General features: G+C 38.2%; 18 protein-coding genes, 1 tRNA gene and 1 pseudogene. 12 read left to right on the top strand and 8 right to left on the bottom strand.

Translation table 11 applies throughout. The features are described 5' to 3' along the window. The first annotated feature begins 217 nt into the window (after positions 1-217). Positions 218-430 (top strand): hypothetical protein, encoded by a 213-nt coding sequence (locus DKM50_05290; protein PZM81881.1) that lies wholly within the window; start codon positions 218-220, stop codon positions 428-430. Positions 431-506: 76 nt separating this feature from the next. Here the strand turns inward: DKM50_05290 and DKM50_05285 are convergent, their stop codons facing one another. The 3 genes from DKM50_05285 to sppA form a co-directional block, all read right to left on the bottom strand. Further along, a complete protein-coding gene (locus DKM50_05285) occupies positions 507-1,049 on the bottom strand; it encodes an arginine decarboxylase, pyruvoyl-dependent (GenBank protein PZM81883.1) in 543 nt (180 codons plus the stop codon). Between the two features lie 275 nt (positions 1,050-1,324). Next, positions 1,325-1,885, bottom strand: a complete 561-nt coding sequence (locus tag DKM50_05280) for a hypothetical protein (GenBank protein ID PZM81880.1) — start codon at positions 1,883-1,885, stop codon at positions 1,325-1,327. Beyond that, on the bottom strand, positions 1,885-2,829 hold the full coding sequence (gene sppA / locus DKM50_05275; protein ID PZM81879.1) for a signal peptide peptidase SppA: 945 nt from the start codon (positions 2,827-2,829) through the stop codon (positions 1,885-1,887). Before sppA ends, DKM50_05280 begins: the two co-directional genes overlap by 1 nt. A 334-nt stretch (positions 2,830-3,163) precedes the next feature. Between sppA and DKM50_05270 the strand changes: the two genes are divergently transcribed. The 10 genes from DKM50_05270 to DKM50_05225 all read left to right on the top strand — a co-directional run bounded on the left by DKM50_05270 (position 3,164) and on the right by DKM50_05225 (position 13,689). Beyond that, positions 3,164-3,616, top strand: coding sequence for a response regulator (locus DKM50_05270; protein PZM81878.1), 453 nt, complete (start codon positions 3,164-3,166; stop codon positions 3,614-3,616). Positions 3,617-3,842: 226 nt separating this feature from the next. Continuing rightward, entirely contained in the window at positions 3,843-4,277 is a 435-nt protein-coding gene (locus DKM50_05265; GenBank protein PZM81877.1) for a response regulator, read from the top strand. A gap of 66 nt (positions 4,278-4,343) precedes the next feature. Further along, positions 4,344-5,987, top strand: a complete 1,644-nt coding sequence (locus DKM50_05260) for a hypothetical protein (GenBank protein ID PZM81876.1) — start codon at positions 4,344-4,346, stop codon at positions 5,985-5,987. An 84-nt stretch (positions 5,988-6,071) separates the two neighbouring features. Beyond that, positions 6,072-6,944: a hypothetical protein gene (locus DKM50_05255; GenBank protein PZM81875.1), complete on the top strand. Its 873-nt coding sequence runs from the start codon at positions 6,072-6,074 to the stop codon at positions 6,942-6,944. Positions 6,945-7,206: 262 nt separating this feature from the next. Next, complete coding sequence (locus tag DKM50_05250; GenBank protein PZM81874.1) at positions 7,207-7,755, top strand: hypothetical protein; 549 nt, start codon at positions 7,207-7,209, stop codon at positions 7,753-7,755. Positions 7,756-7,820: 65 nt separating this feature from the next. Then, the gene (locus DKM50_05245; protein ID PZM81873.1) at positions 7,821-8,486 is read left to right on the top strand and encodes a hypothetical protein; all 666 of its coding nucleotides are present in this window, start codon (positions 7,821-7,823) and stop codon (positions 8,484-8,486) included. A gap of 375 nt (positions 8,487-8,861) precedes the next feature. After that, the gene (locus tag DKM50_05240; GenBank protein ID PZM81872.1) at positions 8,862-10,817 is read left to right on the top strand and encodes a hypothetical protein; all 1,956 of its coding nucleotides are present in this window, start codon (positions 8,862-8,864) and stop codon (positions 10,815-10,817) included. Between the two features lie 176 nt (positions 10,818-10,993). Continuing rightward, the gene (locus tag DKM50_05235; protein ID PZM81871.1) at positions 10,994-11,518 is read left to right on the top strand and encodes a chemotaxis protein CheW; all 525 of its coding nucleotides are present in this window, start codon (positions 10,994-10,996) and stop codon (positions 11,516-11,518) included. A 264-nt stretch (positions 11,519-11,782) separates the two neighbouring features. Beyond that, complete coding sequence (locus DKM50_05230; GenBank protein ID PZM81870.1) at positions 11,783-13,399, top strand: phosphoenolpyruvate carboxykinase; 1,617 nt, start codon at positions 11,783-11,785, stop codon at positions 13,397-13,399. A 200-nt stretch (positions 13,400-13,599) separates the two neighbouring features. Next, positions 13,600-13,689: transfer RNA gene (locus tag DKM50_05225), tRNA-Ser, on the top strand. Positions 13,690-13,732: 43 nt separating this feature from the next. Here the strand turns inward: DKM50_05225 and DKM50_05220 are convergent. Then, positions 13,733-14,441 (bottom strand): annotated as a pseudogene (locus tag DKM50_05220) (VOC family protein). Positions 14,442-14,476: 35 nt separating this feature from the next. Continuing rightward, positions 14,477-14,869 (bottom strand): VOC family protein, encoded by a 393-nt coding sequence (locus tag DKM50_05215; protein PZM81882.1) that lies wholly within the window; start codon positions 14,867-14,869, stop codon positions 14,477-14,479. A 350-nt stretch (positions 14,870-15,219) separates the two neighbouring features. Here DKM50_05215 and DKM50_05210 point away from each other — a divergent pair, with 350 nt between their 5' ends. Next, positions 15,220-15,732 carry a hypothetical protein gene (locus DKM50_05210; GenBank protein ID PZM81869.1) on the top strand — a complete coding sequence of 171 codons (513 nt, stop codon included), beginning with the start codon at positions 15,220-15,222 and terminating at the stop codon, positions 15,730-15,732. 152 nt (positions 15,733-15,884) lie between these two features. Here DKM50_05210 and DKM50_05205 read toward each other — a convergent pair whose 3' ends face one another. The 3 genes from DKM50_05205 to DKM50_05195 all read right to left on the bottom strand — a co-directional run bounded on the left by DKM50_05205 (position 15,885) and on the right by DKM50_05195 (position 18,817). Next, entirely contained in the window at positions 15,885-16,415 is a 531-nt protein-coding gene (locus DKM50_05205) for a carbonate dehydratase (GenBank protein ID PZM81868.1), read from the bottom strand. Positions 16,416-16,421: 6 nt separating this feature from the next. Beyond that, positions 16,422-18,299 (bottom strand): DUF4914 domain-containing protein, encoded by a 1,878-nt coding sequence (locus DKM50_05200; protein PZM81867.1) that lies wholly within the window; start codon positions 18,297-18,299, stop codon positions 16,422-16,424. Positions 18,300-18,445: 146 nt separating this feature from the next. Continuing rightward, positions 18,446-18,817 (bottom strand): hypothetical protein, encoded by a 372-nt coding sequence (locus DKM50_05195; GenBank protein PZM81866.1) that lies wholly within the window; start codon positions 18,815-18,817, stop codon positions 18,446-18,448. Between the last annotated feature and the right edge of the window lie 183 nt (positions 18,818-19,000).

Below are 19,000 nucleotides of genomic sequence, written 5' to 3'. Positions count from 1 at the left end.
TTTTGACGATGATTAGTGCATTTTTTCTTCGACAAAAAATTTACAAAATAGTAAGGGTTGTTCTCGAACGGTTCCTATAAATCGCCCAAATTAATTCTCACTCATTGAAAACTCTAAAAAATTATTGTGACAAAAAATAATATGTTTACATCTAAAATATGGTGGGAAAAATAGAAAATAGAAAAGAATAACACGGCAGTATTTAGGAGGGATTAGTATGAGATGTAATCATGAAAGAAAGAAATTTATAACCTTTATGGATTTTAGGGGTTATCCTGAAAAACTATTTATTTGTGAAGAATGCGGCATTACTATTTCTGATTTTATAACTGCGCAAGATAATCAAAGTTATATAAAGTCTAACGAGTATGTCCCGTCTATTAACTTGGGAGTTAATATTCCTATGGTGGAAACAACACTATCATTATGATATTTGTATTTGCATATAAAAAATAAGGGGCTGTTTTAAGCCCCTTATTTTTTATAGAATTAATAGGAATAATTGATTAGAGAATTAATACAGCAGCAGCAACAACAGTAGTCCATAATCCTTTAGGATCCCCAATGCCGGATTGCGTAATGTTCATTGTGTTAACGATCTTATCTTCCATCTTCCATATTTCTTTTCTTTCGTCCCATTTGAGATCTTGAGAAACATCTATACCAAGAGTAGTGGCAAGCATTTCGGCAGCTAAATCTTCTGCGTAATCGCCAGCTATTTGTTCTGTTTCTCCATATGAGTGATGCTCTGATAAATACCCATAATTATTCTTATCGCCAGGAATTGCTATACCAACGGATGAAGCGATGAGTCTATTCGGCTCGTTAGTCGCTATATCTGAAAGAACGCAGAATACAATCTGTCCCGGTTTTATTCTTTCACGGCCTTCTTCTTGGGTAATGATCTTACAGTGAGGAGGAAATATACTTGATACTCTGACAAGGTTACAATAAGCTATTCCCGCATCGCGGAGCGCCATTTCAAAGGAGGAAAGCTTCTCTTTGTGCCTTCCGATACCTTTGGTTAAAAAAACTTCTTGAGGAACAATATGGTCCATTTATGTCTAGTCCTTTCTTGAAAAAAATCTCCTATGGTTTTGATAGTGGTATAATAACATTTACTGTTTTTTGAAGCAATTATATTTTGCGAAAAATACTGCTTTTTCTAAAGGTTTACTGCCATTCACCAAAAAATTGTTCAGCATTGAATGCCTGGTGTTTTCGATGGTTTCTTAAGCCTTGATAGCGGGGAGGACCTTTTCTTTTTTCGTGCCTTTTTGCTTCGTGAGAAATTGTAATTCCGGTTACATTTAGTATAGCATTATTATGATAATATTTTTGCAAGAATAATAAGGAGAAAAATGAAGAGAATTATAAAAGGGCTAAGTAATAGAAATAATGTCCTCAGTGAAGAAATTTCAAGTGTTACTTTAATGGTTGAAAATAATAAATATAATTGGTAAAAGACAATAACGGAAAAGCTGATCCAGATGAATGAACTGCTCAATGTTCCCAGTGAGGTGCTAAGAGCTGCAAGCGGAGTGAATAAGATGGAGGGTACAAATGCCAGAATAGAAAAATAAACTATTTTTCTGCTGATTACCTTTTTTTTGAGGATTGCCGCCATAAGGATGACAATCGCTTCGAACAGGAATAATTCTATTAAAAACATGATCATCGATGCAAGGGAATCTGAGATAATCGCAATGACAGGTTTGGATTGCCTGTACAATATTAGCTTCGACACTTCGAAAGATATCGTTGCAATAAAGAGTAATGTGAAAACATAAAGAAAGCTAACATCTCTTGCCCCGGTTTTTTTAGCGGTTAGCTTCGGAGTAAGAAAAAAGTTAGTTATAAGTGAGATCTGATTATATATATTCATTAGAGTATGACTTTGTAGTTGAGTAAGTTAAGAAGCTTAAGAAGGGAGGTGACTTTTGAATCCATGCCTACCTCTGATAATAATCTTTCCCAAAAAGAGCCTTTTTCATAAACAACGGTTGACTCTGTTAATTTGATTCCGAGCTTTTTTGATAAGTATTCGAGTGCTTCAATCTCACCGCCAAGACCATCTATGAGCCCTAATGACAAGGCCTGGGAACCCGTGAAAATCTGGCCTTGGGATACCGAGTCAATGTTTGTGATTTTTTCTTTTCGATAGGCTAAAACATCGCTGATAAATTGATTGTGGACTTCATCAAGCATGCTCTGGATCATTTCTTTTTCGACAGGCGTTGATTCCCTCGAGTACGACATGATATCTTTGTAGAGTCCGGACTTGAATGTTTTGTCTTCTATTCCAACTTTTTTAAACAGTTCTTCCAGGTTAAACCCGTGCATGATAACCCCGATACTTCCCACGAGCGAGCCTTTGTTGGCAAAGATGTAATTAGCAGCACTGGCTGTGTAATAACCGCCTGAAGCACCGATGTCAGCGATAGATACCGCAACATATTTTTTCGATTTTCGAATCCGCGATATTGCATTATAGAGTTCCTGAGATGCTCCGACAGTTCCTCCTGGGCTATTAATTCGTATCAATACACCTTTTATGTTGGCGGTATACGCCGCTTGCTGGAGTGAGACTAGCGCTCGATGTGAGGAGTTGTCAGAGAAACTTAGTTTGTCTTTGCTTACCTCACTTTGGATAACGCCTTCTATATTAACAACCAGAATTTTGGATTGTGTTGATAAAAATCTTTTTTTAGATTGGCTGGGAAAAGTCGAAATTTGAAAAAAACTGACGAATACGGACAATGTACAGAGCGCTAGTATAAATAGTAGAATGTAGCTGTTTTTGTTTAACATAGGACAATTCCTCAGCATTATTTAAAATTTGAGTTCATTCTATCATATAACCTGAAAAATAAAAGCTTGAATTACAGGTTTTTTATGGTATTGAGATAGTGTGATTGTTTTATATGGTTTTTTTGTAATTTATTTTGTGTTTTTAGAGGTCCGGTATTTTCAAGAAAAACCCTGATAAGAAAAAATGGACAAAAGAAATAGTTTGATTTAAAATGCCGGCAATAATAAACGAAGGCTGGATGCTTCTTAGTCCAGCGGTTGTTGAAATAATGATAGTTTAGCGTTAATTAATTAGATGTAATAATTATTCTTAATGAGTTTGTATGTTTTTATTCATGGTTAGGGGGGGAATGTGCCTTCAAGGGATATTGGTAAAACAATAGAAATACTCCTCATCGAGGATAATCCTGGAGATGTTCGTTTAACGCGAGAAGTGTTGAAAGAATCGAATGCGCGTAACAAATTAAGTGTGGCAAGCGATGGAGAAGAGGCCATGGACTTCCTTTATAAACGAGGAAAATATTCCGAAGCGCCGGTTCCTGACCTTATTTTGCTTGATCTTAATCTGCCTAAAAAAGATGGAAGAGAAGTCCTGGCGGAAATAAAAAATGATAAAGATCTCAAACGTATTCCGGTTATTGTACTAACAACATCACGGAATCAAAAAGATATTATCAATGCGTATCAGCTTAACGCTAATTGTTACATCACTAAGCCTGTGGATTTAGAGCAGTTCATTAAAGTGATTAAAGGGATTGAGTCGTTCTGGTTTTCGATTGTCGAACTTCCTTCCCGTGCATATTGAATATTTTGCCGAGAGTACATGTTTGGGCCGGTAAATCCTTTGTATAAAGGCGGTTGGCGGTGTTAAATAAAGACTAAAAAAATGATTTAAAAGGTGTATAATATCAAGAGCATATATTATTGATGCTCACTGCCAGGTATGATTAGTAATATATTGTAGTAGAAAAAAATAATGTTTTATTGTTGCTTTGATAAGAACAAGTGATTTGTACGGAGGCATAATCATTATGAAAACTAAGATAATCATGTTAGTAGAGGATAATCATGATGATGAGGAATTGACAATACGCGCGCTTAATAAAAACAAAATTGCTAGTGAAATTATTGTAGCTCGTGACGGAGCAGAGGCGCTAAGCTATTTCGAAAAGGCTAAAGCTGATAACCTGGAGTTTCCTAAAGTTATCCTTTTGGACCTTAAGCTGCCTAAAATTGATGGCTTGGAAGTATTGAGACATATAAGAGAAGATGATAGTACAAAGTTAATTCCTGTAGTTATTCTAACCTCCTCTAATGAGGAGAAAGATATTGTAGAATGTTATAACCTTAAAGCAAACAGCTACATCCGTAAACCGGTAGATTTTTCGCAATTTGTGGAGACGATTCGACAGCTCGGTGTTTATTGGGTATTACTTAACGAAGTTCCTTCAAACAAGAAGCCTTAGCCTATATCCCCTTAATAACAAACATAACCTAGTGCCATATTATTTATATTTGGAAGGTGATAACTTATGGCCAAAGAATTACGTATACTCATTGTTGAAGATTCTGAAGATGATGCTTATTTTATGATAAGAGAGGTAAGGAGGGGTGGGTATTCTGTGATTTCTGAAAGGGTTGAGAGTGCTGTAGACATGAAGAGTTTGCTCGAATCAAAAACCTGGGATGTGATAATATCCGATTACAATTTGCCTAAGTTTAGCGCACCAGAAGCATTGAAACTTATCAAAGCTCTACGTATAGATTTGCCTTTCATTATTATATCTGGAGTTGTTGGCGAAGAGATCGCGGTGAAGGCTATGAAAGCTGGCGCTCACGATTTTATTATGAAAGGCAATCTGACCAGATTAGTCCCGGCAATTGAGCGAGAGTTAAAGGAAGCGGAGGATCGCCGTGAACGGATTAACGCTGAACAGCAATTGCGCAATTCAGAAGAGAGGTACCGTGCGGTTATCGAATTGTCGCCGGATGGTATTTTTATCTATAACGCGGAAGCAATAGTATTTGCAAATTCAGCTTCAGCTGTCCTTGTCGGATTGAACCGACCTGAAGATATCGTAAGAAGTTCAATATACGATTTTGTGCATCCTGAATCTCGACGCATTATTACGGATACATTTAATGACGTATTATTATTAAATAAAAAAATATTTTTTAGAGATTTGAAGCTTTTGAAGGAAGCCGGTCCAATAGTTTTTGTCGATGGGGCAGCAGTGCCTTTTAACTATATGGGCGAGAAGGCTATCCTGTTAGAGGCTCGAGACATCACTGAGCGCAAATCTATGGAAGAAGCGTTGATGAAAGCTCGGGATGAATTGGAGCTACGGGTTAAGCAACGGACGAATGAACTGGAGATATCGAATGAGCAATTAAGGCAAGAGATCAATGAGCGTCATCGCATTGAAGCTGCCCTTGAACGCCAAGCACAGGAATTGATTGAATCAAACAGTAAACTTGAGAAAGTCAATCAGGAACTTGAAAGAAGTAATCGGGAGCTTGAGCTTTTTGCTTACGTAGCCTCTCATGATTTGCAGGAACCGTTGAGAATGGTAGCCAGCTATGTGCAGCTTCTGGCACGCAGGTATAAAGGAAAGTTCGATACTGATGCTGATGAGTTCATTAATTACGCGGTTGATGGAGCTACTCGAATGCAGCAAATGATTAATGATTTGCTACTCTATTCCCGGGTGGAAACCCAAGGGAAAGAGTTAGCACCAGTAGATTGCGAACTGGTATTTAATCGTACGATATCTGATCTGCAATTAAAAATAGATGAAACAAAAGCTGTAGTTACTAGTGATCCTTTACCGCTCGTTGTCGGGGATGAGTTCCAGCTTGGTCAACTGTTCCAGAATCTAATAGGGAATGCTATTAAGTTCCATGGGATAGAACCCCCTCGAGTCCATATTTCGGCAGAGCGAAAAGGAACAGAATGGCTTTTTTCCGTAAAAGATAATGGGATTGGCCTGGACCAGAAATACTCGGAGAGAATTTTTGTTGTTTTTCAGCGATTACATTTTCGCGATGAGTATCAAGGTACCGGAATAGGGTTGGCTGTTTGTAAAAAGATTGTAGAGCGGCATGGAGGGAGAATCTGGGTTGAATCAACCCCGGGGAAAGGCTCTGTATTTTACTTTACATTAAAAGCAATTTGATAATATTTTCATTTTAAGGGGCAGTGTTCCCTTTACCGCTAATAATTAATACGATTTATTAGCGGATAATTGAAAGGGGTTTCTATGAGAATTTTGGTTGTTGAAGATAATCCGGCTGATTTTCGATTGGTAAGAGAAGTATTGCTGGATGTTACTAATGTTCGTTTCGAGCTTACTCATGAAGTTATGCTTAGTGAAGCTTTGGAAAGGCTGGACCAGGAGAAATTTGATATTATTTTACTTGATCTATCCTTGCCTGACAGTTATGGAATTGATACGTTTACAGCGATTAATGCGAAGGCCTCAGATGTTCCCATTGTTATCCTCAGCGGATTCAATGATGAATCTTTTGCGATTAGAGCTGTCCAGAAAGGTGCTCAGGATTATCTCGTAAAAGGCCAAATTAATGGTAACATGTTGATGCGTTCTTTGCGGTACTCAGTCGAGAGAAAAGGAATGGAAGAAGCCTTGCGTAAAGCCTATGACGTCCTAGTGTCGCGAGTTAACGAATGTATGGATAAGCTTGAAATGGCGAACCAGCGGCTGGATGAAGAAATATCGCAGCATAGTAGTCTGCGGGATGCAGTCTATAGTTCAAAAAATGTTTTGGATGTAATAATTGATAATATTCCCTATGGTATTTCATGGAAGGACTCTCATTTTGTTTATAAAGGCTGTAATAATACTTATGCAAAATTAGCGGGGTTCACGGCGTCGGTTGATATCATTGATAAGACTGATGATGCTATGAATTGGAGTAAACAATCTCTAGAGAAATTACGAGAGATGGATCAGCATGTGCTGTATACAAAAAACCCTGACTACAAAGAAGGGCTTCTTCTCGAATATTCCAACGGAAAAAAAATACGAGTAAATGTTAACCGGATTCCACTTTTTGACAGCGAAGGGCGTGTCCGAGGGATAATTGAAATTTATGGAAATTCAGCAGCGGCATAATTTGCCGCTCTTTGACGAGCCCGTTTTGCTTTTGTATAATAATAGCATGCTCAGTTCTATTTGCTTATGCCTTGGCACCAGTATGGTTTGTACTACCGCCACTTATTTGTAGATTCCTCCAACGTGTTTTTAACTGATAGCATTTCAGTGGGTTATAAGGAATTTTTTCCGATTGACTGGAAGATTATTGTCGCACTTACTATTAATCGGTGAGTGAAAAACCCGGAGTAATGAGCTCTGTGTAATAAGGAAGTACTGTATTATGTTTATTAACTCAAGTCTTTTAATTGTTATGTTGTTTTCTATAATAACTGTCCAGTTCATCGTTATTGTTAAGCAATACAATATATATAAATTATTAAAAAAACGCTATTCTAAGATTGAGGTCCGGATTAAAAGGCATATTGAGAAATTTATACAGACGAAAGAATTGCTTGATTATTCTGCAGTGGAAAAAAAACGACTTGAGAAGGAACAGAATCATTTGCTCTGGAAAATTGAGAATATCAGCTATAAGCTGAAAGAGCTTGAATGCCTATTATCGCGAGATATAGGTATGCCGCCTACAGTATCATTTAAGGAATGCATGCTTAATGAATTTTCGGATAATTATGACGTTGAAGGTAGCTATCCTAAAAACAGTATTTTAGAAAAAGTTGTCCGGTTGCAGGAAATCACCAGAAATGTTCTTCAGCATTGCCGATTTGAGAGAATGAAGAGCACTCAACACTATTTGAATCCAAGCGTTACTGTAATAAAAGAGATGACGACGGAACCCTCTTCATTTAAGCCCTCTTTACATTTCAAATAAAGCGAGTTACATAATATACCCGTAAATATTTTTCAGATCAAAGACTTAAGTATGCGGGGGCTGGTATGAGATTTTTGTTGGTGGAAGATAATCCTGGTGATGCACGACTGGTCCGGGAGCACTTGTCGGAAGTTGCCAATCTTTCGATAGAGCTTGAAAATGTAATGAGCTTAAGCGAAGCGATCGAACGATTGCATGTTAAACAATTCGATATAATTCTTCTGGACCTTTCTTTGCCTGATAGCCAGGGGCTGGATACTTTTTATGGTATAAATTCCCAGGCGCCGAATACGGCGATTATTATTTTGACTGGCTTTAATGATGAGCAATTTGCGGTAAAGGCTGTTCACGAAGGAGCACAAGATTATCTCGTTAAGGGTTGGGCGAATAGCGATGTCCTTCTTCGATCAATTAAATACGCAGCAGAACGTAAAAAGTCAGAAGAAGAGCGATTGCAACGCGAAAAGCTCCAAGGGGTACTTGAGATGGCTGGGGCCGCTTGTCATGAACTCAACCAGCCGATGCAAGCAATTTTGGGATACGTAGCGCTTCTTCTGGCAGAACTTCCAAAGGATAGCCAGTTATACACTATTGTCAACAAAATTCAGGAAGAAGTTGAAAGGCTGGCAGTAATAACCGGAAAACTAAGCACCATTAGCAAATATGTGGCATACGATTATAGTAAAGGGGTTAAAGTAATCGATATCGACAAATCATCCGAGGGCTTTTAATCCGGTTTTCTCTTGAAAATATTTTTCCCTATTTTTTTCAATTATTACTCCGATTATTAAACAGCATCCAGGTATCCTTGTATGATAACTGCATCTGCTTAAAAGGTTTTCTTTTCTTGTGATCCGGGTTTGTTTTTATTGTTACCATAGAAATTAAATTTGAATAGATAATGTTTGTCGGCTATAATTATATGAAGGGAGTTTATTATATTTCAAAAAATATATTAACTTAAATCAATATTGGGGAGCGGTTAGTTTTGCGTGATATTAGCAATCTTGAATTTGGTACCCAACAGTGTAGGAGAGCGGATCGGGACTGCAGCTTCAAGCTTAAGTGCTTCTGTGATTACTAACAAATGAAAAGAAAGGTTTAGCATGAAAAAGAATATGAAGTTAAGCGCAAAAATAGCACTGGGATGTGCCGGGTTACTGGCAATTATGCTTGTACTTAGCGGGATATCTATTGTCATTATGAAAGGTGTTCAAGGAAAAACCTCTGTTCTTGCTAAGGAATATGTTCCTCAGAGCAAGATACTCGAAGGTTTACAGAAGTCCTATCTGTTAGTTCTGGTGGATATGCGAGGGTACCAGCTTAGCTTAGACAAAAGTTATTTAATAGGAGGCCGCAAGAGACTTGTTACCGTTAAAGAGTATCTTGCAGAAGCTGAAGTTTTGCTCAAGCAAGCCACTCATCTCACTCAGTTTAAAGAAAGAATAGAAAATATTAAGAATAAACTGGCAGAATATGAAGATCTTGTTGGTCAGGGGGAGACTGCTGATGATCAGTTTAAACAAGCTCGTGCCTTATTGGATGAAGCATCGTCAGTGTTTCAAGAGAACTGTACAGGCTATGTAGATATTCAATATCCAAAACTAAAAGAAGAGATTAATAACGGGAATAATAAAGTAAAAGCAGTTGAACGCGTATGGAAGATATCCCTTATGAAGGAAATTTCCGACATAGGCGCTGCATTGGAGCGGAACACCTGGAAAGCAATTGCCGAGCGTAATCTAACGCTTATTGGCGATGCAGACAAGCAGTTCTCTGATATCGAGGACCGGCGTAAACTTATTCTTGCTACGACAGTTCAGTTGAAAAATCTGGAGCAGCTGGAAAAAATGAGAATTTCTATGCTTCAATATGATACTGCAATGGATGAAATGTTTAGTAACTGGAATAAGGTTCAAGATGTTGCAGTAAAACGATTGGAAATAGGTAACTCGATTTTGGAACAGATCGGAGTCGTTTCAGAAATCGGCCTCCAAAATACTGTCGCTACGTCAAAGAGTGTGTCTTTTTCATTATCCTCCGCGTCCGTAATTATGATTATAGGGTTAATTGTTGCTATTGGTATCGGCGGTTTAATCGTGTTTTTTATAACAAGCTCAATCACCGGCCCGATTACCAGGATTATTTCCAGATTGAATTCGAGTTCGGAGCAAGTAGCGTCAGCATCTAATCAGGTATCAAAGGCAAGTGAGCAGATGGCGGAAGGCGCTAGTGAACAAGCTTCAAGCTTAGAAGAGACGTCTGCTTCTCTTGAAGAAATGTCTTCGATGATTACACAGAATGCCGATAATACTAAACAGGCAAATAGGTTGGCAACTATAGTTCAAGATGCGGCCAAAAAGAGCAGCGAAGCTATGTCCCGTATGTCAGAAGCAATTAGCAAAATCAAAAGTTCGTCGGACGAAACGGCGAAAATACTTAAGACAATCGATGAAATTGCCTTTCAGACTAATCTTCTGGCACTTAATGCAGCGGTAGAAGCTGCCAGGGCAGGAGAATCTGGTAAGGGATTCGCAGTTGTTGCAGAAGAAGTTCGCAATTTAGCGCATCGAAGTGCGGAAGCGGCTAAGAACACCGCCAACCTGATCGAGGGATCTCAAAAGAATGCTGAGAATGGCGTAGCCGTATCTTCAGAAGTCGCTGCTATCCTGAAAGAAATTGTTGAAGGTGTTCAGAAGGTTACGGAACTCATCGCAGAGGTGTCTTCAGCATCTGAAGAGCAGTCCCGTGGTATAGAACAGGTTAATACAGCAGTGGCTCAAATGAATAAAGTGACCCAAACCAATGCTGCAAATTCTGAAGAGTCTGCATCTGCTAGTGAGCAGCTCTCGGCACAAGCACAAGAACTTAATGACATGGTGAAGGCATTAAATGTTGTTATTTTTGGTGGTATTGGCAATATTGGTGCTCAGATGACTACAGAAGATAGTGGAAAAAAACGATGGAATAAGGCGATCCATGGAGAATTTACAAAAGAATCGCTGAAGATTGTTCCTGAACAAGTTATTCCTTTTGATGATGATGATTTTAAGGGGTTTTAACTGCGAAATAAAACCGAGAATTATGTTTAGGAATGCCTTGTTTGTTTGATAATTTTTTGTTCATTCTCGCTGATTATAAAAAAGTATTTTGTGATTTTATATTCTGAATATGGAAAATAATTGACAGTAAATTTTTTTTAATCTGATAATATTTCAGTGAAGAAAGGAAGAGATATATGGCTGACTTGGTAAAAATTGCTGAGAATAAAGTTCTTAGTACAATTGTTGACAAGGGTAATAAATATCTTACTTTTGAGCTAAATGAAGAGGAGTACGGTCTTGAAATTCTTAAAGTTCAAGAAATTATCGGGATGATGAACGTAACTCATGTTCCTAGAATGCCTGAATATGTTAAAGGTGTTATTAATCTGCGAGGAAAAATCATTCCTATTATTGATTTGCGAATGAAGTTCGAAATGCAAGCCCAAGAATATAATGAGAGGACCTGTATCGTAGAAGTGCAGGTGCAAAATCATGGGCAGAACGTTATCATGGGGGTTATTGTCGATAGAGTGTCAGAAGTACTTGATATTGCAGATAAACAAATTGAAGAGACTCCTGCATTCGGTGCCAATGTTAATACTGAGTTTATTACCGGCATGGGGAAAGTGGGTCAGAGGGTAGTGATGCTTCTTGATATCGATAAAGTTTTTTCATATGATGAAATGGAGATAGTTCGCAAGACAAAAGAACCAACCTAGCTAAGAGTGTTTATATTTTTTCTTTGATATGCTCATTTATATAATTTAAATAATTGTATCCTACAACCTGATAACTTTTCAGGTTGCGGGATTATTATTTTTCTGGTAACCTATTGAAAGAATTTGGGTTCGTTACATTGCGGTGAAATGCTTTGTGTAATAATCCTGACTATCCTAAATGTAATAATTAATGCCCCTTTGTGCTTCTATTTAGGAAGTTAAGGGTATCTATTACTTATAATTTAATAAGAAGGGGTGGCTTTTATGGTCGCAAAAACATCACTGGAAGATAAAAAAAATATTTCTAATTATCGAGCAATTTTAGAAACTACTATGTACGGGAATAATGTTGTACCGGTTAATTCTGTTGCCGAAGCGTACGAGCTCGCTAAGAAAGCTCCTGGAACGATTGTTACTGACCAGGATGTCTTTCAGCCTGAAGCGCAAGGGTTGCCTATAGGAGCGAAAGTTCTTGTTATGAACGATGGTGAAGTGTATGGGAGGTTCGCCGGAGCACGTAAGATAGCAGGGATGAAAGGCGTTAACAGCGAAGAATTAAGTGCTGTCCTCAGGGAAGCTGCCTATCATAGTAGATTCAAGAAAATGTATTGCGCAGAAGCTTATGTTGGATTGCACGAAGGTTTTATCATTAAAGCGAGACTTCTTATTCCGGAAGGATTCGAAAACAACGTTTTAAGTTGGATGCTTAATTTTCAGGAAACAAATGCAAAGTATCAGGCGATACACAAGAACTCGAAGGAATTGGATGCGAAAGAAATTGTGATTTTTTCAGATCCTACGTATTATCCTCCTGCTTATCCGTTGGGTCTTGCATTTTTTGATACTGAGCATAACTGTGCGTGTCTATTAGGAATGCGTTATTTTGGGGAACATAAAAAAGGTACGCTTACGCTCGCTTGGAAGACTGCGAATAAACTTGGGTATGCTTCCTGCCATGGCGGTCTGAAACGATATAACAATAATGGATACGTGGCAGCGTTTTTCGGGCTTTCCGGATCAGGGAAATCTACATTAACCCATGCGAAACACGATGGGAAATACGATATTACTGTGCTCCATGACGATGCTTTCATTATTAATGTAAAAGAAAAATATTCGATAGCGCTGGAACCGGCATATTTTGACAAGACTCAGGATTATGCTATCGGATCGGAAGATAATAAATATATTCTTACTGCGCAGAATATTGGTGTTATGCTTGATAGTGAAGGGAAGAAGATATTAGTTACTGAAGATATTCGTAATCCGAATGGAAGAGCTGTTAAATCAAAACTATGGACACCGAACAGGATTGATAGGATTGATGAGAAGATTAAAGCGGTTTTCTGGCTTATGAAAGATCCGACGTTGCCTCCAGTGGTTAAGATTACTGATCCAATCCTCGGTGCTGTGCTCGGAGCTACACTTGCGACGAAGAGAACTTCAGCAGAGCGACTTGCTCCGGGAGTTGATCCGAATGCGTTGGTCATCGAACCTTATGCTAACCCCTTCAGGACCTATCCGTTAGCGGAAGATTACCAGAAGTTTAAAGAATTGTTGAGTACGGGTGTAGAGTGTTTTATTCTTAATACCGGAGATTTTATGGGAACCAAAGTTAAACCTGCTGACACTATCGGTATTATAGAAGCTATTGTTGAAGGAACAGCTTCGTTCAAGTTTTGGGCTGGTGCTTTACAGATACTTGAGCTTGATCCTAAGTTTATGCCGAATTTGGCTGATGCCGGTTACAACGCGCAGTTAAAGGCAAGAATGGAAGATAGAGTAAAATATTTTGAGAGCAGAAGCGAAGAAACCGGCGGGTTCGATGTTATGCCGGATGAATGTATAGCTGCGGTTAGAAAGATGTTAGAAACGATCTAATAGCTATAAAAGCTAGTTTAGTAAATTGAGCATGACTCCCCTTAAGTGGGGAGTTTTTTTTAAAATTCTGTTTATTCTCAGAAGACGTAATTTTATATTTTTCTTGAAAAAGAAAACAGCTTATGTTATAGTTTTAATGTTTTTGATATCATTAATAAAAACTATTTGTATATCCACTCTTCAAATAGTTTACCTTTTACGGAGAGATGGCAGAGTGGTTGATAGCTCCAGTCTTGAAAACTGGCGTACCTTTGCGGGTACCGGGGGTTCGAATCCCTCTCTCTCCGCCAACTATACCTAATAATCCAACCATCTAATCCGATGACAGTTTAATTAACTTTCATATGCTTTTTTTAAGCCTTCAATATCAAATTTTTTCATTTTGAGGAACGCTTCGGTTACTTGCGCCGATTTCTTGCTGTCTTTGTTCTTGAGCATTTCATCCATAACAGTGGGCACAATCTGCCATGAGAGGCCGTATTTGTCTTTTAGCCAACCGCACTGCTCCGCCTTTGGGTCTGCGGAGAGCTTTTCCCAGTAATAGTCTATTTCATCTTGGGTATCGCAGTGCACCATGAATGATATGGCTTCATTAAAGGTAAAGTTGTGTTCATGAGCACTGTCCATGGCCGCAAATTCATGTTCTCTGTTTTATCTCACGGTCGCCAATGAACATTATCTGCCAGGAAAGACCACATTTGTCTTGCACCCATCCATATTTTTCGCTGAAAGGATACTCTCCAAGCTCCATGAGCGCCGTGCCTCCCTCTAATAGCTTTTTCCATAATGCATCAACCTTGTCCTTGGTCTTGCCGGCAACAAGAAATGATACTGACGGATTGAATTAAAATAGCGGTTCTGCACTGATGAGTGTGAATTCCTGTTCCATAAGTTCATTGGTGACAATATCTACCGTGCCCGAAGGAGTGTTATAAAGCGTTGTCGAACTCTTAATGGCTGAGTCCTCGAAGAGTGATGTGTAGAACTCAGCCGCCTCTTTAGCTTCTTTGTCAAACCATAAATGCTGAGTGATTGCTAGCATTTATGTCATTATATTCCTTTTCATAGCATTGCATTTTACATTGGACTTGGCTGTAATATACTTACCCTGTTGCCTTCCGTATCAACGAATGACACATATAGTCCGACCCCTGGTATTTCCATCGGTTCACCCAACACTTTCCCTCCCGCTCCTTCAACTTTTTTCATCGCATTTTTGACATCAGCTACTGCAATAACCACGGATGGGTATTGTGCGGGCATATCATTTGTTTTTTGAAAAAATCCGCCGTTGATCCTGCCAGGTTCTTTGGGGAAACCCTTTTCGTCTGTCTCAGTGGTGGTAACAAGAATATAATCTCCCATCTCAGGCCCTAACTGCTTAGTTTCCCAGCCAAAAGCTTTTGTGTAGAAATCTGCCATACGTTTTCTGTCTTCTGCAGGCATTTCAAAATGTACTACCGGATTCATTTCTGCCATTTGTTTATTCCCCCCTTTATTTTTTCATATTTTCGGGCATTTTTGATTCGTTCATATAGGGAATTTCCCAAATATGTCCATCATGACTTAGTTTACTAAAGTGATATATAATCCTTTGGTAATCGAATTGCAACTGGAAATTTTCCCTTGTTATTCTCTAACTCGACGTACCAGGAATAATTCATATAAGTTAATGAGACCTATAGAACGATAAATGGCAGGTCTTCTCCAACTATTTAAGCGCATCTTTTTTTCTTCTCAGAGTACCATCAAAAAACTCATTTACCCCCCTGAAAATAGTATTGTTTAAATTATGTTGTAGGTAATTGCTTATCCTGTGAATGCAGCTATGGTTGCTCGGAGGATATTTTTTCGGAGAAGGTGTTCCTGGACAGACACTCAATGAAGTCTGGAATTCCTCAGATGGCAAAAACTGGAGTAAGATAACCGCCAGCGCCCCATGGAGTCCCCGTTGCCCAAATTCTCTTGTTTTCAACAGTAAAATTTGGATATTTGGAGGAAAATCAGATAATTGGATCGGTGATATCTGGTACTCTGCTAACGGGACTTCATGGACAAAGGCAAAAAGTTCTACTCCCTGGGATGGAGAAAAATATAAACCTACTTTTGCCGTATTTAACGGCAAGCTATCTGTTATGTATAGCGTTACAAATAGTACTGCCTGGTATTCATCCGATAGCGTTACATGGAAGGAATGTAATTTACCAGGAGATAGTCAAGAATTTGCTGCTACGAGATTTAATAGTAGAATATGGTTGTCAGGGGGAGCCTACAGAAGTGGAGAATATCATTTTACCGAAAATGAGGTCTATTCAATATTTCAGAATTTCTGATTTTTAGATTGTTTTACAAAAGCCCGGGCAAAACTGTCCGGGCTTTTTCAGATTACATCAGCGATTATTATATCCCGTACCAAGTCTCAAATACTCTCAGTAATCCCAAGATGACGTCTCCTTTGCTCCGCCAGTTAGTGCCGGAATTGTATTTAACCAATCCGATAACCGGCTACTAAATAATTATTTGCATCCAATACTTTTTGTTTAAATTCAATGGATTGTTTATCAATAGGTTTAATTTCATCAGAGTTACTTGTTTTAATTGTTGATGACGATCCTATTTTACTATTAGCAGCTATTTCTACATTTTCAATCAAAGCCGAATGTTCAATAAAAACATCATCCATAATAGTTGCCTTGAAAATAATCGATTTAAATCCTATGAAACAATTGTTTCCGATGTTGCAGGGTCCGTGAATAAGGCATCCATGGGATAGCGAGGTTTTCATGCCGACTTTCACGGTAGTTTTTGAAAGAGCATGAATAATGACTCCATCTTGAACATTGCTGTTGTCCCCGATGATAATGGAGCTTTGCAACTCATCGGCTCTTATTACTGCATAAGGACCAATAAAAACATTCTTGCCAATATTCACGTTGCCAATAATTACTGCCGAAGGATGGACAAATGAGTTTTTCGATATTTGAGGAAGTTTGCCTTCCGGATTTTTAGTTATCATTTTTTCTCATAGTGTCATTGGGATTAGTTTTTCGTAGTCTTCAAGCGACCCGTTATTTAAGCAGCATTCAATAATCTTTTTGCCCAAAATATCGAGATCTTCATTTAAATAATTTGATAATTCACTTTTAAAGAAATTACTCAAAAGATCTACTCCTTTATCATAGGCAACAAGTCCTACTTCTGCCTGTTTTTCTACTTGAAAGAAATATTCAGGGACTAAGGTTCCTTCAATGCGCATTTGTTGCGGCGCATAACCTAGTAGCTGACAACGACAGGGAACCAGCTGCTCTTTATGAAACTTGGCTACCCCTCTTCTTGCTAAGTATTCTCTGGATATCCACTGGGGCATAAAGCTCACTTTCCAACTGCCAATATTCTGGTTTGCGAAAAGAACATGTCTTGTTTGGCTCGTATCTATTATCTGTTTTAACAATAAGTTGGCGTGTTTGGTGAATTTCCCGGTAGCAAATGGCCAATATGAGCCAACCCCTTCACTTGTAAGTCCGTCACCTTTAGTAATGCTTGGATTAGAGTCTCCTCTTGGCGAAACTAATCGCCACAGCCATGCTAATGCTGGGGGTAGAATATGGAACATTCCAATGATTCCATAAGAAGGATTGGCCTCAGAGCAGAAGGGAGTTCTTACCCCAAAGGATCTAAAATCAACTTCTACGGGAGTATTCACAACATCTTTGATAAAGTGCCTTGGAAGTATCACCCGAGGATTAGGACAGGGCTTGTCGGGTGAGTCTTCTATATGTTCCCATATTAGTGCTGTGGCATTTGGAACTCCGGCGATATTTAAAAAAATTAAAGGTTTTTCGGGATGAATGGTTAAGTTTTCCAGTGTTAAATCTGTTCCGTAAGCAGTTATGTGGTTTAGCCTGATAAACCAGCCTTCTTCGGCATCATATACAAATAGTTTCTTACTATTCTCGTGACTTGGTGAATCAATCGATAATGCCATATCATCAGTAACGGGCATTAATTTGCATGATTGATTCAGCGTAAGATAAAAGTTTTTATTTGAAATTTGGTTCCTGCCTAATAACAATCTTCCATCTTCTTCCCGGTGGGCATGTTCCAGCATTTCACTTTTTCCACCGCCGCTTGCTCCCTCATGCAGAATAGTGGTTATATTATCGTAGGGTGTTACAACCTGAACAGTTGAACTATGCAGTGTCAGCCAGTTTTCTTCCTCGCCGATCTGCAATAAAACGCCATAAATGCCTTTTTTTGCACTGGGTCCGGGATATAAGTTATATGAAAATATCTCATGCAGTCTATTAATTCGGTTATGAACTACTATTTGTTTGCCGTTAAAATGCGTATGTCTAAACGGCGGAGCTAAATAAACAATTGCTTTAGGATTAAAATCCACAGGAATATCCTCTGGATTAATAAATCCCTGTAAATCAGCGAGCGCACCGACAAAAAAGCCTGCGTTAGCGGGAGCGATTAATAATCCCTTATGTATGGACCTGATTCCCCCAATATTAATAGCTATTAGGATTAATTCCTGATTTTTTAACCAGTCAAAAGTTTCTGCTCTCGTTTTTTCAAAGGGGAAATTGAATACATCGGCAAAACGTGTTTTGTCAGTTTCCTGATTGTCTCCAATTAACATACAATCAGGATCTCTTCTCCGCATATATTTTTCTTTATAATTTACAGCTAATCCATTTTTGCATTTGAAAACGGTTGCTTCCGGTACTATTCTATTATTTCCAATTGGATAGGAAACTTCAAAGATATCTTTCTTTCCACCCATTGCTAACTCTAGAATCTCTTCTCTGTTTTTTGGGAAAACAACTTTTTTAGAAGTATCTAAAATGTTCTTAATATCGTTTGCAATTGTCCATTCCTGCCATAGCTTACTCATAAAAAACCTCCTTAAAATAAAAAAAGCCAATACTAGTCCATTTTTGATGAACTAGTATTGGCTTACTTAATAACTACCAGACGTGCTGGGTTTTATTTAGAGTCTTCCAATTTTTTTTTAAAGTTTAGCTTCATTGTTTGATAAAGTCAATTCATTAACTTCTCTTCTAAATTCTGGTCAAGAGAAAAAACTATTATTCTTTCTCCTGTCTTCGTGCTTATATCACTATGTAAGCTTTTGATCTGACAACTAGTAATGGTATTCACGATTTTCTCAAGCAATATTCTTGCGCCTTCCAAAAGTTTAACTCTGGTTTTTTTTACGAGATCCGCACCTTCAATAGTTTTGGTAAGTTGTTCTTCGGCAGGAGTTAACACTCCTTTTAAGCGAATAAGAATCATGTCTTTGATAATATATGTTTTCGTTTCAGACGGTCCGCGTCCCATATATTCTTTTTCAAACTTGATAATAGCTTCACTTATTTGAGCTTCTATTTTGCCCTTAGTTTTTGGTTCCATTTTTAATTTTCCAACAAAGATTATTTTATTTGTTTTTTATTTTACCACAAAATTATTTAGATGTATTTGATCAGTAGCTGTTAACAGTAGTTCTAATTATAAAGAGCAAAGGTTAACAGAAATAGTTAGTGAGTTAAAAAAATAAACAGGCTAGCATCAAGTAATCATAAAAAAACATCTCCA

Source organism: Candidatus Margulisiibacteriota bacterium, from assembly GCA_003242895.1.
Taxonomy (GTDB): Bacteria; Margulisbacteria; Riflemargulisbacteria; order GWF2-39-127; family GWF2-39-127; genus GWF2-39-127.
The sequence above is the reverse complement of the archived record's forward strand: the minus strand, read 5'-3'. Positions and strand labels throughout refer to the sequence as shown.

Bases quoted from the DNA above. Each gene is read 5' to 3' on its own strand.
- DKM50_05290 (PZM81881.1), top strand. From the start codon at position 218: ATGAGATGTAATCATGAAAGAAAGAAATTTATAACCTTTATGGATTTT.
- DKM50_05280 (PZM81880.1), bottom strand. From the start codon at position 1,885: ATGAATATATATAATCAGATCTCACTTATAACTAACTTTTTTCTTACT.
- sppA (PZM81879.1), bottom strand. From the start codon at position 2,829: ATGCTGAGGAATTGTCCTATGTTAAACAAAAACAGCTACATTCTACTA.
- DKM50_05265 (PZM81877.1), top strand. From the start codon at position 3,843: ATGAAAACTAAGATAATCATGTTAGTAGAGGATAATCATGATGATGAG.
- DKM50_05260 (PZM81876.1), top strand. From the start codon at position 4,344: ATGGCCAAAGAATTACGTATACTCATTGTTGAAGATTCTGAAGATGAT.
- DKM50_05255 (PZM81875.1), top strand. From the start codon at position 6,072: ATGAGAATTTTGGTTGTTGAAGATAATCCGGCTGATTTTCGATTGGTA.
- DKM50_05250 (PZM81874.1), top strand. From the start codon at position 7,207: ATGTTTATTAACTCAAGTCTTTTAATTGTTATGTTGTTTTCTATAATA.
- DKM50_05245 (PZM81873.1), top strand. From the start codon at position 7,821: ATGAGATTTTTGTTGGTGGAAGATAATCCTGGTGATGCACGACTGGTC.
- DKM50_05240 (PZM81872.1), top strand. From the start codon at position 8,862: ATGAAAAAGAATATGAAGTTAAGCGCAAAAATAGCACTGGGATGTGCC.
- DKM50_05235 (PZM81871.1), top strand. From the start codon at position 10,994: ATGGCTGACTTGGTAAAAATTGCTGAGAATAAAGTTCTTAGTACAATT.
- DKM50_05230 (PZM81870.1), top strand. From the start codon at position 11,783: ATGGTCGCAAAAACATCACTGGAAGATAAAAAAAATATTTCTAATTAT.
- DKM50_05215 (PZM81882.1), bottom strand. From the start codon at position 14,869: ATGAATCCGGTAGTACATTTTGAAATGCCTGCAGAAGACAGAAAACGT.
- DKM50_05210 (PZM81869.1), top strand. From the start codon at position 15,220: ATGCAGCTATGGTTGCTCGGAGGATATTTTTTCGGAGAAGGTGTTCCT.
- DKM50_05205 (PZM81868.1), bottom strand. From the start codon at position 16,415: ATGATAACTAAAAATCCGGAAGGCAAACTTCCTCAAATATCGAAAAAC.
- DKM50_05200 (PZM81867.1), bottom strand. From the start codon at position 18,299: ATGAGTAAGCTATGGCAGGAATGGACAATTGCAAACGATATTAAGAAC.
- DKM50_05195 (PZM81866.1), bottom strand. From the start codon at position 18,817: ATGGAACCAAAAACTAAGGGCAAAATAGAAGCTCAAATAAGTGAAGCT.